Annotated in this window: 17 protein-coding genes; 11 read left to right on the top strand and 6 right to left on the bottom strand. The window is 53.6% G+C overall.

From position 1 onward, the window contains the following. Positions 1-76: 76 nt before the first annotated feature. Positions 77-1,192, bottom strand: a complete 1,116-nt coding sequence (locus AC07OP_RS30285) for a DUF3800 domain-containing protein (protein WP_495103130.1) — start codon at positions 1,190-1,192, stop codon at positions 77-79. A gap of 374 nt (positions 1,193-1,566) precedes the next feature. Here AC07OP_RS30285 and AC07OP_RS30280 point away from each other — a divergent pair, with 374 nt between their 5' ends. Then, complete coding sequence (locus AC07OP_RS30280) at positions 1,567-2,520, top strand: restriction endonuclease (protein WP_495103131.1); 954 nt, start codon at positions 1,567-1,569, stop codon at positions 2,518-2,520. Between the two features lie 190 nt (positions 2,521-2,710). On the opposite strand, the gene AC07OP_RS30275 is transcribed toward AC07OP_RS30280, so the two are convergent. Beyond that, positions 2,711-4,480: a hypothetical protein gene (locus tag AC07OP_RS30275; RefSeq protein ID WP_495103132.1), complete on the bottom strand. Its 1,770-nt coding sequence runs from the start codon at positions 4,478-4,480 to the stop codon at positions 2,711-2,713. Positions 4,481-4,894: 414 nt separating this feature from the next. On the opposite strand from AC07OP_RS30275, the gene AC07OP_RS30270 reads away from it, so the two are divergent. The 4 genes from AC07OP_RS30270 to AC07OP_RS30255 all read left to right on the top strand — a co-directional run bounded on the left by AC07OP_RS30270 (position 4,895) and on the right by AC07OP_RS30255 (position 6,947). Then, positions 4,895-5,611 (top strand): class I SAM-dependent methyltransferase, encoded by a 717-nt coding sequence (locus AC07OP_RS30270; protein ID WP_495103133.1) that lies wholly within the window; start codon positions 4,895-4,897, stop codon positions 5,609-5,611. Positions 5,612-5,613: 2 nt separating this feature from the next. After that, positions 5,614-5,847 (top strand): hypothetical protein, encoded by a 234-nt coding sequence (locus AC07OP_RS30265; protein ID WP_169897877.1) that lies wholly within the window; start codon positions 5,614-5,616, stop codon positions 5,845-5,847. A gap of 44 nt (positions 5,848-5,891) precedes the next feature. After that, positions 5,892-6,293: a GFA family protein gene (locus AC07OP_RS30260; RefSeq protein WP_169897875.1), complete on the top strand. Its 402-nt coding sequence runs from the start codon at positions 5,892-5,894 to the stop codon at positions 6,291-6,293. A gap of 114 nt (positions 6,294-6,407) precedes the next feature. Continuing rightward, the gene (locus tag AC07OP_RS30255) at positions 6,408-6,947 is read left to right on the top strand and encodes a P-loop NTPase family protein (protein WP_495103134.1); all 540 of its coding nucleotides are present in this window, start codon (positions 6,408-6,410) and stop codon (positions 6,945-6,947) included. Positions 6,948-7,100: 153 nt separating this feature from the next. Here the strand turns inward: AC07OP_RS30255 and AC07OP_RS30250 are convergent, their stop codons facing one another. Beyond that, on the bottom strand, positions 7,101-7,448 hold the full coding sequence (locus AC07OP_RS30250; protein ID WP_414887365.1) for a DUF6124 family protein: 348 nt from the start codon (positions 7,446-7,448) through the stop codon (positions 7,101-7,103). A gap of 491 nt (positions 7,449-7,939) precedes the next feature. Between AC07OP_RS30250 and AC07OP_RS30245 the strand changes: the two genes are divergently transcribed. From AC07OP_RS30245 to AC07OP_RS30230, 4 genes are all read left to right on the top strand, one after another. After that, a complete protein-coding gene (locus AC07OP_RS30245) occupies positions 7,940-8,125 on the top strand; it encodes a CGNR zinc finger domain-containing protein (RefSeq protein WP_371914481.1) in 186 nt (61 codons plus the stop codon). 95 nt (positions 8,126-8,220) lie between these two features. Continuing rightward, positions 8,221-8,727, top strand: a complete 507-nt coding sequence (msrA, locus tag AC07OP_RS30240; protein ID WP_115486875.1) for a peptide-methionine (S)-S-oxide reductase MsrA — start codon at positions 8,221-8,223, stop codon at positions 8,725-8,727. 127 nt (positions 8,728-8,854) lie between these two features. Then, positions 8,855-9,334 carry a hypothetical protein gene (locus AC07OP_RS30235; RefSeq protein WP_092354986.1) on the top strand — a complete coding sequence of 160 codons (480 nt, stop codon included), beginning with the start codon at positions 8,855-8,857 and terminating at the stop codon, positions 9,332-9,334. 12 nt (positions 9,335-9,346) lie between these two features. Then, positions 9,347-9,589, top strand: coding sequence for a hypothetical protein (locus AC07OP_RS30230; RefSeq protein WP_495103135.1), 243 nt, complete (start codon positions 9,347-9,349; stop codon positions 9,587-9,589). Positions 9,590-9,604: 15 nt separating this feature from the next. Here the strand turns inward: AC07OP_RS30230 and AC07OP_RS30225 are convergent, their stop codons facing one another. Then, a complete protein-coding gene (locus AC07OP_RS30225; protein ID WP_495103136.1) occupies positions 9,605-10,051 on the bottom strand; it encodes a hypothetical protein in 447 nt (148 codons plus the stop codon). Between the two features lie 99 nt (positions 10,052-10,150). After that, positions 10,151-10,696, bottom strand: a complete 546-nt coding sequence (locus AC07OP_RS30220; RefSeq protein ID WP_495103137.1) for a hypothetical protein — start codon at positions 10,694-10,696, stop codon at positions 10,151-10,153. 321 nt (positions 10,697-11,017) lie between these two features. On the opposite strand from AC07OP_RS30220, the gene AC07OP_RS30215 reads away from it, so the two are divergent. Both AC07OP_RS30215 and AC07OP_RS30210 read left to right on the top strand, forming a co-directional pair. Beyond that, positions 11,018-11,320, top strand: coding sequence for a type II toxin-antitoxin system RelE/ParE family toxin (locus AC07OP_RS30215; RefSeq protein ID WP_027604023.1), 303 nt, complete (start codon positions 11,018-11,020; stop codon positions 11,318-11,320). Position 11,321: 1 nt separating this feature from the next. Beyond that, a complete protein-coding gene (locus AC07OP_RS30210) occupies positions 11,322-11,711 on the top strand; it encodes an addiction module antidote protein (protein ID WP_065925048.1) in 390 nt (129 codons plus the stop codon). A 125-nt stretch (positions 11,712-11,836) separates the two neighbouring features. Here the strand turns inward: AC07OP_RS30210 and gudD are convergent, their stop codons facing one another. Continuing rightward, a complete protein-coding gene (gene gudD, locus AC07OP_RS30205; RefSeq protein ID WP_108573810.1) occupies positions 11,837-13,162 on the bottom strand; it encodes a glucarate dehydratase in 1,326 nt (441 codons plus the stop codon). Between the last annotated feature and the right edge of the window lie 18 nt (positions 13,163-13,180).

Here is a 13,180-nt window from a genome sequence, read left to right as displayed (position 1 = left end):
CTCCGGAAAGGAATCGGGAGCACAGCATCGGGGATCAGATGGTGACTTTGAATGTGGGGTTCATGGAGCGCTTACGTTATTTTTTAGGCTGGGAGAAACGGACACAATCGCTAAAACCATCTAATACTTGGGAATTTGTATTCACACCGAATGATTGTAGGAATTTTTTTGCAAACACATCCTTTGGACCCTCTGCTCCTTCGCCTTTATTTAAATACCGCGAAATTGAGCTTACAAAAAGGTCCGCAATCTGCATGAGGGGAGAACGTTCAGAGTTCTCGGCTTCAACTATATCAACATACAAACGGTCGTTGAAAATAGATTTTGCTGCATTTCTAAGTTGAAGCTCAATCTCCATCATTGAAAGCTTATCTTTAGACTCCTCTTCGGAATCTTTACGGAACTGTAGGTTTCTGGGAAGAACAGCTCGTCCTGACGTATCCTCCTCCTTGATACCCTGGATAACCATGTGGTAGAAGAGCTTGTTAAGCGTGTCGTCGAGGTTCGTCAGGCCACTTCTGAGAACTCCAATTCCCTTAAATGAGATTGAAGAGGAGTTTTCGATAATGGCGTTCAAAAGCTCACAGTAGGTATCAAGGTTACCTTTGTTGATTTCTTTGAAGTGCATTTCGCCCTTGAAGCCAATAGACTGCTTTTTTTGGTTGATTGCATTAGTTATCTTTATCGTTTCGTAGCTTCGTAATACCCATACGCTACCGACTAATAAGTATTTGCTGGTCTTACCACTTTCGTCCGCATATATGCAATATATTGGGAACGTCGGGCGTTCCTCAAGTGCACGTTGCTTTTCTTCATCCTCCAGTTTTCCTCTGCGCTTTCTAACTTCAGGGGAGGCGATGAACATTTTAAGATCATTCTGTACTCTTGCCCGTGCCCGCGTGATGCTGTTTAATCGCTCAAGCTTAGGATAGTTCTCTTGCAAAATATTTCCGCCACTGTAGAGATCTCCTTGGAATGTTTTCCAATAATGTAGCTGGCAAGCAATATCTGAGTCACGAGCATTAGTGTAGTGATTCAGAATCCAAGCAACTCTATCTAACAAGCGTTTAGGACTATTTCTGGAAATCGCAAAGAGTACCCGTTGCTTTTCAGCCTCGAAGTTTTTTGTTATGGGAGTGTCGATTTGGTCTAAATCTTCCATCTCTTCAGATATAGCTGCAATCTCGTTCATCCAGAGTCCCTTCAACAATATGAGGTTGGCCAATAGCCAGCATTACCTCGGGCAGGCGGCGGCGTCAACTACCTTCCCTCTAAATTTCAGCCCCTTTTATCTCCTACTGCAGGCGCCTCACGGCCATGATGGGCGGCATTGTGAATAGCCCTGAGTCTTGTAGACATTCTCATAGGCCGCTTATGGCCGATCGCGGCCTGTCGCGAAGGGCCACGATCGGCCAATAGCTGCTTGTCACAAAAGACCGCTGCTGGCTAGGTGTTATCAGTCGATGGAATCAGTCCCGAACGAGACCTTGAGATCTATAGTAAGTAGCATACAGCCCACAAATGGCGCCTTCCCCAAACCCAAACACACAGCAGCGGCGAATTGACATGGTAAGAGCAAAAAAAGAAAAACCAGTTCTTGATACAACCAGTATTTGCCTCGAAGAGTGGCTTTCCATGGTTTTCACTTACGAAGAAAAGAGAAAATATAGATTCATAGATTTTCGCTTTCCAACAGACTCCCATGCAGCCGAATATCTTGCCTCCGCTGAATTAAGATCGGAGCTTGAAACTAAGCACCTAATACGTTCATTCTTGATCCCCCCTGGGGTGCAGGGACATGATCATCAATTTTTTCACCATTGGGTAGATAATGGTGATCTTCTCCAGATGATTGATAAACACGAGTATGCTCGTCGTCTTTTCAGAAATGAAGGTTGGGAAGGTTTGACTTGGATATTAGATCTTCTTCCCGATTGGCCTCAACACGCTATTGACGCATTGGACGCTTTCATACGGGCGCATACACTCTACCTCTCCGATGACCGTATATGGGGCCTGAGTGATGCAATTTCGATAATTCGCCACAAATATCTACTTTCATCTAATCCTCGCGACATACTAAACGATGTTTCTTCAAGGGATTTTGAATTTCTCATCGCCGCCTTGTTTAGAAAGCAGAAATATCACGCAAAAGTTACAAAACAGTCGCGGGATGGAGGGGCTGACATAATATGCAGTTCGCTCGATGCTCCCATAAAACAAAGGTTACTGATTGAGTGCAAGCACCACACTGGCACAATCGGCGTTGAGGTAATTCGTAAGCTGGCAGGAGTTGTGAGCGAAACCGGAGCCACGAGCGGCTGGGTTGTAACCTCTAGCAAATTTAGCTCACCAGCGGTGGAGTTTGCTAGTACTACAGGGAGGATTCAGCTCCTAGATTACAAGGCATTGAACCTTAAATTTAACGAGTATTTTGGTGCAAGATGGAGTGAGCGCTTACCATCTCTAATTAGCGCGGAGCAGCGAAATCAAGCCAAGCATGCCGCTAAAGCAAGTTGAAAGCGGTTGGCACGTGATCGGCTAGCTTGCGGCCAGAAGCGGACAATCATAAAAGGCAGCTTTCGACCATCGCGGCGTTGGCATTGCCACCGCTGCGCGCGAAGCCGCTGCGCTAAACTGGCGAGCGGCTGAGCGGACGAGTGCCAAGCGAGCCGAGGGGAAGAAATAATCGTCCCAGCGTCCTTGACTACTACTCGTCTTGACCATCAGGCTCGCCGAACAAGTATTTTCCTGTATACCAAATCGACCGCCCAACGTTGTGAATTAGCTGCTCTCCTTGCCGTAAGGGCGAGTTATCTTCATTGACGCCCGCGAGCTTGATCGCATCTGTAACCTTCGAACCAGTAGGATGCGCATCTCCCACTCGCATGTCATAAGCACCGGCAATTTCAGCAAACACCCGTTGAGCGCCGTCGATTCCAATACTCTGAGCCAGGATACTTTGTAGCAATTTATTCGAACCAATCTTATCCTTCTCCGCGTGAGTAGAAAGCTTGCGTAGTTCGCGCACGTTGAGTCTGTCCGAGAATACTCGAATAATATCTTTGGCCAATCTGAGTAGAGTTGGTCTATCCTTGCTCGAAAATCTAGATATTTGTTGTCCTGCCGCGGCGTCATCAATGTCATGGGTGAATAAGGATATATTGTATTTATCCCGAAACCCATCTTCTAGAAGCCTCATGCTTCCAAAGAATAGTTCTTCAACTGCAAGTGTAGATGCTGGTTTTGCCTTCACCTGCGATTCTAGCAACTCGCTTGAGACTTTCCCTTCTGGAGCAGTGTTATGTGCTGCCCAAATATGTTGTTCCCACGAGGCCAAGCGTGCGACGTCATAGGCGTAGACAGTAATCAGGTCAGAGCTATTGATCCCAAAGTGAGTTTTATACCCTGATGTGGACTGAATGGCACCAGTTTCGCCAGTGTACCAGGTCAACTTAAAGCCGCGATTATTCAGAAGCTCAGTGACAACTCTCGCTCGAAACCATAACCAACGACCGATGTCTTCGCTCCTAAGTGCCCGTGATGGCATTCGAGTCCCATCAGTTTCCACGATGAATTGAGGGAGGTTCTGATCAGCATCTCCACGAACGCGCTGGCTTTTTGATTGGTGGTCGACCCACTCCTGCCGCCAAAACTCACCTTCGACCCGAACACCTGCAAAGCCTCCTCGTTGCCCATTGGAGCTTTCATGGCCTGTGTTCGTATCATTTTCAGGCCCCATGACCGGAGCGTCTTCTTCCTCATCGACGTCCGTCCTCCAAGCACGAAACATCGCCCAGCTTCCTCCGAACACGTCATTGAGATCCCTAACGATTAGCTCGAACCTGCCGTTATCTCTTTCCTCGCTTCGTGTTTGCAAATTTGAATAAGCACTATTCTGCAAAGCGGCGACATTTTCCACTCTCTGTCGATAATACGATAGACGAAGCGACAAATTTCTAGCTGCCAAATAATCAATTAGGAACTCCCTTTTTATTTCAATAAGACGATGTTCACCGTTCGCGTCGAAAGTTTCGCGAGCTACTACTACGAAGTTTTCTTCAGGTCTAACCCAGTTATCACCTTCTTTGATGAGACCCAGCGCCACGATGAGATCCGGACTCAATATCCATTTGTTGCCACCTATGACGGGTTGCGGCTGCACATAAACTAAGTTAAAGCCTAATGGCTCTTTATCGTTATATTGATATTGATCGATTGACGAATAATATCCATCTTCGTACGCATACGGGGCGACCGTGTGCCCTATTCCTATGTCGCTCCAGCCAAGGCGTTCTTCGACAAAGACTCGATGTTCTGGCGGGAATGCAACGGAGCCACATCCAAAATACTCACTGACATGACCTATCTCTTTCGAATCTCCTTTCTTGCCTTCTACAGACGCTCTCAAAGGAACCCATGCCGCGTTAGAAAATACTCTGCGAGTTTCCTTGGTTTGGAGAATCCACTCTTCATTCATGGTTGAACTTCCGATATTCATGTTAGCGTTTGGTAATAAAGGACTGCCCTTCGTCCTGTTTACCATATTAGCTCGCGATTGGTTGGCGTCGGTGCACAGGCTACTCAGGATGTCAGGGCTGAGGATGGAGTAGCAACGCGCCTAGCCTTCGAGGGGCTAACGGCTGTATGCATCTGCTGGTGCTCAAACGGGGGAGGAACTGCGTTCAACAATAGGCCGCTTTTGGCCGTTTTCTGCCTGTTGCAAGAGGCAAAAAACGACCCAAAGTTGACTGTCCATAAGAGGCTGAATCAGCTCAAGTAAACAGCAATTTTTGAGCTATGCATTCCTTTTAGGAATACGTCACATAAAATTAATGAATTTTTATTATTGCTGTGTCTGACGTAGCTTGATTTCAGGACATGGAGAACCGCATTGAAATCATCCCCTCTCGACTCAGCTGAAAAATTTGATACCTCACGAGCAAATGAGTACGGACGACAGAGCCGTATTGCGCTAGCTGGATATGACGCCTGCCAAGACTTGGCTGCGTGCATGCTGGCGGCAAGCCTGGGCAATACACGTTCGGCAAAAATACTGGTCGTTGGCGCTGGCGGTACAGCGCAGGAGATTATTGCGATGGCCAAGCTTGAACCGAGTTGGCGCTTCACGGCCGTTGACCCATCCGAGCCGATGCTGGAGGCAGCGAAGCAGCAGCTAGAGGCAAACAACTTGCTTGAAAGAACGGCCATGCATCTTGGGCAAGTTGAAGACCTGGCAGCAGACGAGTCATACGATGCAGCGACCTTGATCGGTGTACTCCATCATCTCGATGGAGATGACGCCAAGCGACAAATTTTCCGATCCATTCGGGCTCATCTAAAACCGGGTGCGCCGCTGATTGTCGCGGGGAATCAATACGCTTACGCCAGCCAGCCGTTACTGCTTGCGGCCTGGGGGCAGCGGTGGCGGCAGCATGGGGCCAGCGCGGATGAAGTGAAGGTCAAGCTTGGGAAAATCCTTCAAGGCGCTGATCCTCCACATTCCGAGGCGGCGGTTCAGAAACTCTTGCATGACGCCGGATTTGGAGACGCTACCCGTTTCTTCAGCAGCCTTTTCTGGGGGGCGTGGTTGACGTGCAAAGTGGTCTGAACATGGCCGCGAATGACTGCTTCTGGCCGATTCTGTTGAAAAATTCGGTCATCCAGAACTGCCTGATCATCGACCGGCGAAAACGCCTTTTTTACACGCTGCTATTTAAAATCCGCTTCTGGACACCTCAGCCGAAAGTAAAAGATTTCAACGTCGGGCGCGTACTTTTCAACTGCGGAAACCATGGCCGACTGTTTTCAACAGAATCGGCCAATAGCCGTCGCTCGACTGATTAGACAGGTAGGGCTACGCTGGCACTTTTGCATGCATGGAAGAGCGTATGACAGAGGTGTACCAAGGAAGCTGCTTATGTGCCGCCGTCAGTTACGAGCTATCCACCAGACCGAAAGCAGTGACTCATTGTCATTGCAGCCAGTGTCGCAAAGGTCATGGGGCGGCATTTGCTTCTTACGGCAGTGTTCCGCGCAGCGCGCTGCAAATACTTAGCGGCTCCATCCATATCAAATCCTATGCATCTTCAGCGACGGTATCACGCGAGTTCTGCGTGCAGTGTGGTTCGGCTTTGTTCTGGTCACGGTCTCAAGGCGAGTTTGCCAGTTGGGTTTCAATAGCACTGGGTACGCTTGATACGCCCTTCTTGCCTCGAAAGCAGGAACACGTTCATCTCGACTCCGCAGCCCACTGGTACGTTCCAACCAACCCATGCCCTCCAGTTGATTGAAGTCTTCTGGGCGAAAGCTGTCTGTCGCTATGCCCCCTTGTTGTTGACCGATATAGGCATTGACGTAAAATCGCCACCCCAAAAAATCAGCTTGAATAGCGAGAAGGTGCTTCGATGCAACGGGTGATGATTGTTGGTCAACCTGGGTCAGGCAAAAGCACTTTGGCACGTAAGCTTGGTCAGCTCACGGGCTTGCCGGTCGTTCATATCGACACTATCCACTGGCAGCCAGGTTGGATAGAACGAAGCCGGGACGAGAAGACGCAGCTTTGTCTCGAGGTCGAGGCCCGTGATTGCTGGATATTCGAAGGTGGTCATTCAGCCACTTGGGACAACCGGATGGCCCGTGCAGATCTTTTGATATGGATTGATCGTTCGGCGACGCTTCGATTCTTGCGCGTACTGCGCAGAACGCTGCTCCAACGCGGTCAGTCTCGGCCTGACTTGCCGCATAACTGCCCTGAACTGCTGGCGAACCTGCCGGAGTTTTTTAGGTTCATGTTGCGGACGAAAAGATCAGCGCGCGCAAAAATGCAGCAACTCGTCGCAACTGCGCCCTCAGCTTGCCGCGTGGTTTATCTGCGGTCTAATCGGGACACTACGATTTTTCTCGCGAGCATTGGACATTCGACTGGCCAGACTCCGCAGGACTGATCGACGGCTGACGGCTTCTCTACGGAAACGGCCGATCACGAACTCGGGTTGAGACGGGTTAGGGTATGGGTCTATTTATTCCGAAAGAAAATCGCCGAGTCTTTGCAAAGTGAGTCACAACGACTCAGCGATCTATCGAGTGGGTGGAAGGTGTTAGCTGCCCGCTCCAGCAGCCCCCTCCCGCTCCATCAACTTATCCACCAACAAAACCCCCAACTCACTCAGTTGATGAATCGCCAACGCCACATCCCGCTGCTTCCCTTCCAGCTCATCCGACAGGTCCAGCAACAACGCAGTCACCGAAGAAAAAGTCTCATAGCTATTGGTAATCAGCACTTCACTGCTGACATCGTCAGCAACGCTGAACAGCGTAGTCGAAGGTGGAGGAGGCGGCCCTGGCGGTTCGGCGCCCGTGTTGAGGTAGTGATCAATTGCACGATGCGCCGCCTGATTCAGTTTCAGGTCGGGACCGTTCGGAGGGTTAGGCGTGACTTTGTACATGTGTGTTGTACCTGTTTTAGGGCCAACACCTTTTCGCTACTAAACGAGAGGGTGGCGGCTGTACGCAGGTTAGTAGACCGGGGAAACACACAAAGCCGGCGCGCCCGAGGGCGCCCTGCGCACAGCCACCATCAAGTACAGACAAGGACACCTGATCGATGAGGCTCATGCACTTTATGTTGTCACTCGGGCTACTAAACCCGATCACTGAGTTGTCAGCGACCGGGCCACCTTAGAGACGCCCACTCAAGCGCACAAGCCGGCGGATTCTGACGCAACTGTAGGCAACGGGGCAAGGCGCTGCAGCTTGCTGTAGGACATGTCTACAAGGTGGGCGCGAGCTGGCGTGCGAAGAATCTTGGAGCGCCGCGTGAAACCAGAGTCGCTGCGTTATCGTTGACGTTTTTCGCGAGCAAGCTCGCTCCTACATTGGGTTGCGTTGATCACTGGAGGTTGTTGTCGAGGGACGCCCGGCCAGCCTGCTTGGACCAGTGGCCGAGTCGCTGGTGGGCTTGGTCACGAACGATAAGTTTGAATTTGTCCGGCAGTGCGAGGCCCACGATTGCGTGCTGTTGTTCCATGACCTGAGCAAATCACACCGCCGCCGCTGGTGCAGCATGGCGACCTGCGGCAACCGGATGAAGGTGGCGGCGTTTCGTTCCAGGAATAAACCTTGAGTCGATAGGGGCGGGCAGTTTTCTTTGATTGAACTTGGTATTGCCCAGCATTGCCCCATAACTATCCCTGTCTCCATTAACCGCAAGGACAGACCATGACCAACCCAACCGAAACCGCCATCCTCGCCGGCGGCTGCTTCTGGGGCATGCAGGACCTGTTGCGACGCTACCCCGGCGTGCTGCACACGCGCGTCGGCTACACCGGTGGCGATGTGCCGAATGCCACCTACCGCAACCATGGCAACCATGCTGAAGCGATTGAGATCGTGTTTGACCCAGCGGTGATTTCCTACCGGCAGATCCTTGAGTTCTTTTTCCAGATCCATGACCCGAGCACGCCGAATCGGCAGGGCAATGATCTGGGGCCAAGCTATCGTTCGGCGATTTACTACCTGAGCGAGCAGCAACGGGAGATTGCCGAAGATACTGCGGCTGACGTGGATGCCTCCAAGCTGTGGCCGGGGCCTGTGGTCACGGAAATTGAGCCTGCCAGGGAGTTTTGGCAGGCGGAGCCGGAGCATCAGGATTATCTGGAGCGGATACCGAACGGGTATACCTGCCACTTCATCCGGCCGAACTGGAAGTTGCCCAAGCGTGCGTAGCGGCGGGGGAAAGGTCGCGACAGGGGAGGTCGGCCTGCCCCCCATTTCCTCATTTCGTTTCTTTTGCCTTGAATCCACTGCCCGCCTTCTAGAGAATCCCCGCCTTTGGCTCGAAAGGATGCGTGCGATGAAGTTCGAAGGGACGTTCCAATACATGGGCAATCACGGGATCGTGTTCAACGTTTCGCAGATCACCCTCACCGACAGCGAACGCGGACGCCTGCGCGAGCTGCATTTTGGCGAGGCGAAAAGTGCCCATTACGAGGTCAACAGCAAGGTCGTCGAGGTGTACGACAAGATGTTGGCCAAGAGCCTGCCGTGCGTGATGATGATCGGCATCTCCAAGCCACTGACGCGGCAACAGGGCGACACCCTCAATGCCCAGCGCACCAGGATCGCCAACCTGGCCGCCAGTGCCTTCGCTGGCGCCACTTCTGCTGTGGCTTCCCCTTACGTGGGTGTTCCTGTTGGCGCGGGTGTGCGCATGTATGCCAATGAAATCCTGCCCACCTATCATGCCGGCGACGTACTGGTCAGCATCGAAGCGCAGGTCAACGGCGGCATCGGCCCGCAACGCAGCGCCTCGACACTGATCATCAAGACCTGACGGGAGAAGCACATGTCTGACATTACCCAGTTGGTCCTGGCCCTGGTGCTGTTTTTTCTGCTCGATCGGTTTGTCAAACCGTACCTGCTTCGCACGTGGCTGGGGGGGCTGCTGGTGGCGGCGGGGGCGGTCGGCTGCGTGGCGGCGAGCCAGGTCCGTCCATGGGGGGCTGACCTGGGGTTGCTGTCGATCTTTGCGGTGGCGTTGGGGGTGGGGTTGTTCCTGAAGCGGCGGCGGTTCGAGCGAGTTGGTTGAAGGGGGGCCAGCTCATTAGCCATTACAGCTCTGCTTGTTGATTTCGAACCGTCCAACCTCTTTTACATTTTTGCTGCCGAATATGTAAATGAAGGTGCCACCCAATGAAATGATGGACTGGGCCCTTGGCATTTGCGCGGCGCAGACAGCCTGGGTGATGCTTGATTTCATCACGCCCAAGTCAACGTCCTCGGGATGGGTATCGTAATCGATCAACGTGTAATAGAACTTCAGGGCGTGACTGTTGGCCGCTTCCGCGCGAACGAAGGTTAGATGCTCGTCGATCTTTCGATTCCCGGGCGTGGTTCGCGCGGTCACGATGATGAGGTCGCTGAGGAAGGTGGGTTTGCTGGGCTGGGGTGTTTCCTGGAAGGCCTGTATGACTAAAACCCCGACCAGGCTCAAAAACAGTAACCCCCATGCCGAATACACAAACGCCTTTTTGGTTTTTGCTGTTGCCATGTCCTGGTTTCCTTGCGTTTGAGGCCCGCAGTGGCGGCGCGACGGCCTCACGGACTCAGTGGTGCGTTCCGATACCGAGGCAGGAACCCGCGAAATTGATCAGACGTGCACCGTTGGTGGCGTGAGGTCGGTTTCTTGCGCTTCGGGCGCGTCAGCAAGTTGCATGGCTGACAGCGCTTTCAGCTTGAAATAGGGGCCTGTGAAGCGTGTGCCTCCATCCAGTGTGGTGAGCGTGATCCGCTCTGAATCGCACCGATGGAAGGGGGTGAACATACGTTTCTTGGGGCAGTAAACGCCTTCCTGCGTCTCGGAATACTTCAAGGCACGCATCGCGTTTTGCAGCGCCGCAGGGCTGACAGGGCTGGCCATGCACCACGCGGAAAGGGCGGCATCGTGGTACATCCTGTAGGTCGCCCCTATGCATGCACCCAGTGTGCCGCCGTAGAGGACGTTGACCTTGAATGTGGCGGTTATGCCAACGCTGTGTGCAACGAACAGCATAAGGGCCGTCGTTACAAAGCAGAGGAGGGTGCTCTCCAGCAGGGCCAATGCCTTGTAAGGGTCTACGGCCAGCTGGTCTTTGAGCTTAAGTCGTGTGACGGCTGTGTCGGCGCGTTGTGGCGCATGGGTGTCAAGCGGTTTCAAGCGTTACCCCTCCTGGGTTGAGTCTTCCTGATCGAGAACGGCTCGCATTTTACGCAAACTGAAGCGGCTGTGCAGGACGTTTTCTTTGGGCTTCATCTCTATCGTTTGCCGCCTCAGCTTGCCGCCGATGGCGGAGTGTCAGCCACCGTGATAGCGGGCGAATGCGCAGGTGCTGAGGCGTGGTGAAGGTTAGACACAGGCGCTAATAGTATCGATCGGCTGCTTATGCGAGCGCTGGACTAGGATTTTTCTTCCGGAGTGTTCCGGACTCAAAATTCACTGGTATCGACAAGGAGTAGCCAGTAGGCTACAAATAACTCTGTGACCCATCTGATCGGCAGGACGCCGGAGTTCGATACATGGCTCGACGGCATGAGCGATATTTATGGAAAAACCGCTGTTCTCACACGGTTAGACCGAGCCGAGGAAAACAATTTCGGCGATTGTGCACCCGTAGGCGATGGGGTAAGTGAAATGCGTGTGTTTGTCGGGCCCGGCTACAGAATTTACTTTGTGCGTACGGGCATCACTGCTTACCTGATGCTCTGGGGCAGTGATAAAACCGACCAGAACAGAGGAATCAAACGGGCAAAAGAGATCCTTGATGCCCTGAGAGGTAGATGAAATGAGCGAATCGAAATTCAAACCAGAGGACATGCCGATCCTCGATCTTGATACCTCCGGTACCAGCGTCTATGAAGCGTCGCGCTTCCTCGATAGCCCGGAAACCATCAGCGCTTATCTGGCGCAGAGCATGAAATCTCAAGACCCGCAGGTGCTCATGAAAGCGCTTGCCGAGGTCGCCAAGGCCCAGGGCGTGAACAAGGTGGCGGAGTCTGCGGGGGTTAATCGCGAGAGCCTGTATAAAACGCTGAAAGGCGGTTCTAAAACGCGCTATGAGACGATTCAGAAGTTGATGCTGGCGTTAGGCGTGGAACTGACTGTGCAGCCGATTGCGGCGGTGGCAGTCAAGAAAACTGCAAGAGCAAAGCGGGCTTTGGCCGGTAAACCCTGACGCGCGGTTTAGCGAGCGACCACAACCCTTGTAAAACACCGAGGACCCATGTGGGAGGGGGCTTGAACCCTCACACATGGGATTGATGGGTTCTGGAGACCGAGCCGCCCCCAGAACCCAGCGCTTCAGCGCACCAGGCAAGGCTGCTTGTTGTTATAGCGCCACCCCGGAATCAGGAACTGCATCGCCACGCTGTCATCCCGTGCGCCGAGGCCCATGCCTTTGTACAGTTCGTGGGCTTTGGCCACGGCGTCCATGTCGATGTCCACGCCCAGGCCAGGCTTGGCCGGCACTTTCACATAGCCGCCTTCGATTTTCAGCGGTTCGCGGGTCAGGCGTTGGCCGTCCTGCCAGATCCAGTGGGTGTCGATGGCGGTGATGTCGCCCGGGGCGGCGGCGGCCACTTGGGTGAACATGGCCAGGGAAATATCGAAGTGGTTGTTGGAGTGCGAGCCCCAGGTCAGGCCCCACTCATGGCACATCTGCGCCACGCGCACCGAGCCTTGCAGGGTCCAGAAGTGCGGGTCGGCCAAGGGGATGTCCACCGATTGCAGCTGGATCGCGTGGCCCATTTCGCGCCAGTCGGTGGCGATCATGTTGGTGGCGGTTTTCAGGCCGGTGGCGCGGCGGAATTCGGCCATGACTTCGCGCCCCGAGTAACCGTTTTCGGCGCCGCACGGGTCTTCGGCATAGGCGAGCACGTGGTGCTGGTCGCGGCACAGGCGGATGGCTTCTTTCAGTGACCAGGCGCCGTTGGGGTCGAGGGTGATGCGCGCATCGGGGAAGCGTTCGGCCAGGGCGGTGACGGCTTCGATCTCTGCGTCGCCACTCAATACGCCGCCCTTGAGCTTGAAGTCGTTGAAGCCGTACTTGGCCTTGGCGGCTTCGGCCAGGCGCACCACGGCCTCGCTGGTCAGGGCGGTTTCATGGCGCAGGCGAAACCACGCATCGTCGCTGTCGGCTTCGTTGCGGTAAGCCAGGTCGGTGGCGCTGCGGTCGCCGACATAGAACAGGTAGCCGAGCATTTTCACCGCATCACGCTGCTGGCCTTCGCCGAGCAGGGCAGCCACCGGCACTTCGAGGAACTGGCCCAGCAGGTCGAGCAGGGCGGCTTCCATGGCGGTGACGGCATGGATGGTGATGCGCAGGTCAAAGGTTTGCAGGCCACGGCCCGCCGAATCCCGTGAGGCAAAGGTGCTGCGCATCTGGTTGAGGACGCGCTGGTACTGGCCGATGGGTTGGCCGATTACCAGGCTGCGCGCGTCTTCCAGGGTTTCGCGGATGCGTTCGCCTCCGGGTACTTCACCGACGCCGGTGTTGCCGCTGCTGTCCTTGAGAATCACGATATTGCGCGTGAAGTAAGGGCCGTGGGCGCCGCTGAGGTTGAGCAGCATGCTGTCGTGACCGGCCACCGGGATGACCTGGAAGTGGGTGATGACGGGAGTATTCATGGCTAATTCCTAAAGAGA

It is taken from the genome of Pseudomonas sp. GW821-FHT09D08, assembly GCF_059416305.1.
Note: the sequence above shows the minus strand (reverse complement) of the source record. Positions and strands in the feature narration are given on the sequence as shown.

Coding starts and splice junctions, on each gene's coding strand:
- AC07OP_RS30230 (WP_495103135.1), top strand. CDS start 9,347: ATGTCTGACATTACCCAGTTGGTCCTGGCCCTGGTGCTGTTTTTTCTG.
- AC07OP_RS30260 (WP_169897875.1), top strand. CDS start 5,892: ATGACAGAGGTGTACCAAGGAAGCTGCTTATGTGCCGCCGTCAGTTAC.
- gudD (WP_108573810.1), bottom strand. CDS start 13,162: ATGAATACTCCCGTCATCACCCACTTCCAGGTCATCCCGGTGGCCGGT.
- AC07OP_RS30285 (WP_495103130.1), bottom strand. CDS start 1,192: ATGAACGAGATTGCAGCTATATCTGAAGAGATGGAAGATTTAGACCAA.
- AC07OP_RS30280 (WP_495103131.1), top strand. CDS start 1,567: ATGGTAAGAGCAAAAAAAGAAAAACCAGTTCTTGATACAACCAGTATT.
- AC07OP_RS30235 (WP_092354986.1), top strand. CDS start 8,855: ATGAAGTTCGAAGGGACGTTCCAATACATGGGCAATCACGGGATCGTG.
- AC07OP_RS30225 (WP_495103136.1), bottom strand. CDS start 10,051: ATGGCAACAGCAAAAACCAAAAAGGCGTTTGTGTATTCGGCATGGGGG.
- msrA (WP_115486875.1), top strand. CDS start 8,221: ATGACCAACCCAACCGAAACCGCCATCCTCGCCGGCGGCTGCTTCTGG.
- AC07OP_RS30265 (WP_169897877.1), top strand. CDS start 5,614: ATGGCCGCGAATGACTGCTTCTGGCCGATTCTGTTGAAAAATTCGGTC.
- AC07OP_RS30275 (WP_495103132.1), bottom strand. CDS start 4,480: ATGAATGAAGAGTGGATTCTCCAAACCAAGGAAACTCGCAGAGTATTT.
- AC07OP_RS30255 (WP_495103134.1), top strand. CDS start 6,408: ATGCAACGGGTGATGATTGTTGGTCAACCTGGGTCAGGCAAAAGCACT.
- AC07OP_RS30210 (WP_065925048.1), top strand. CDS start 11,322: ATGAGCGAATCGAAATTCAAACCAGAGGACATGCCGATCCTCGATCTT.
- AC07OP_RS30250 (WP_414887365.1), bottom strand. CDS start 7,448: ATGTACAAAGTCACGCCTAACCCTCCGAACGGTCCCGACCTGAAACTG.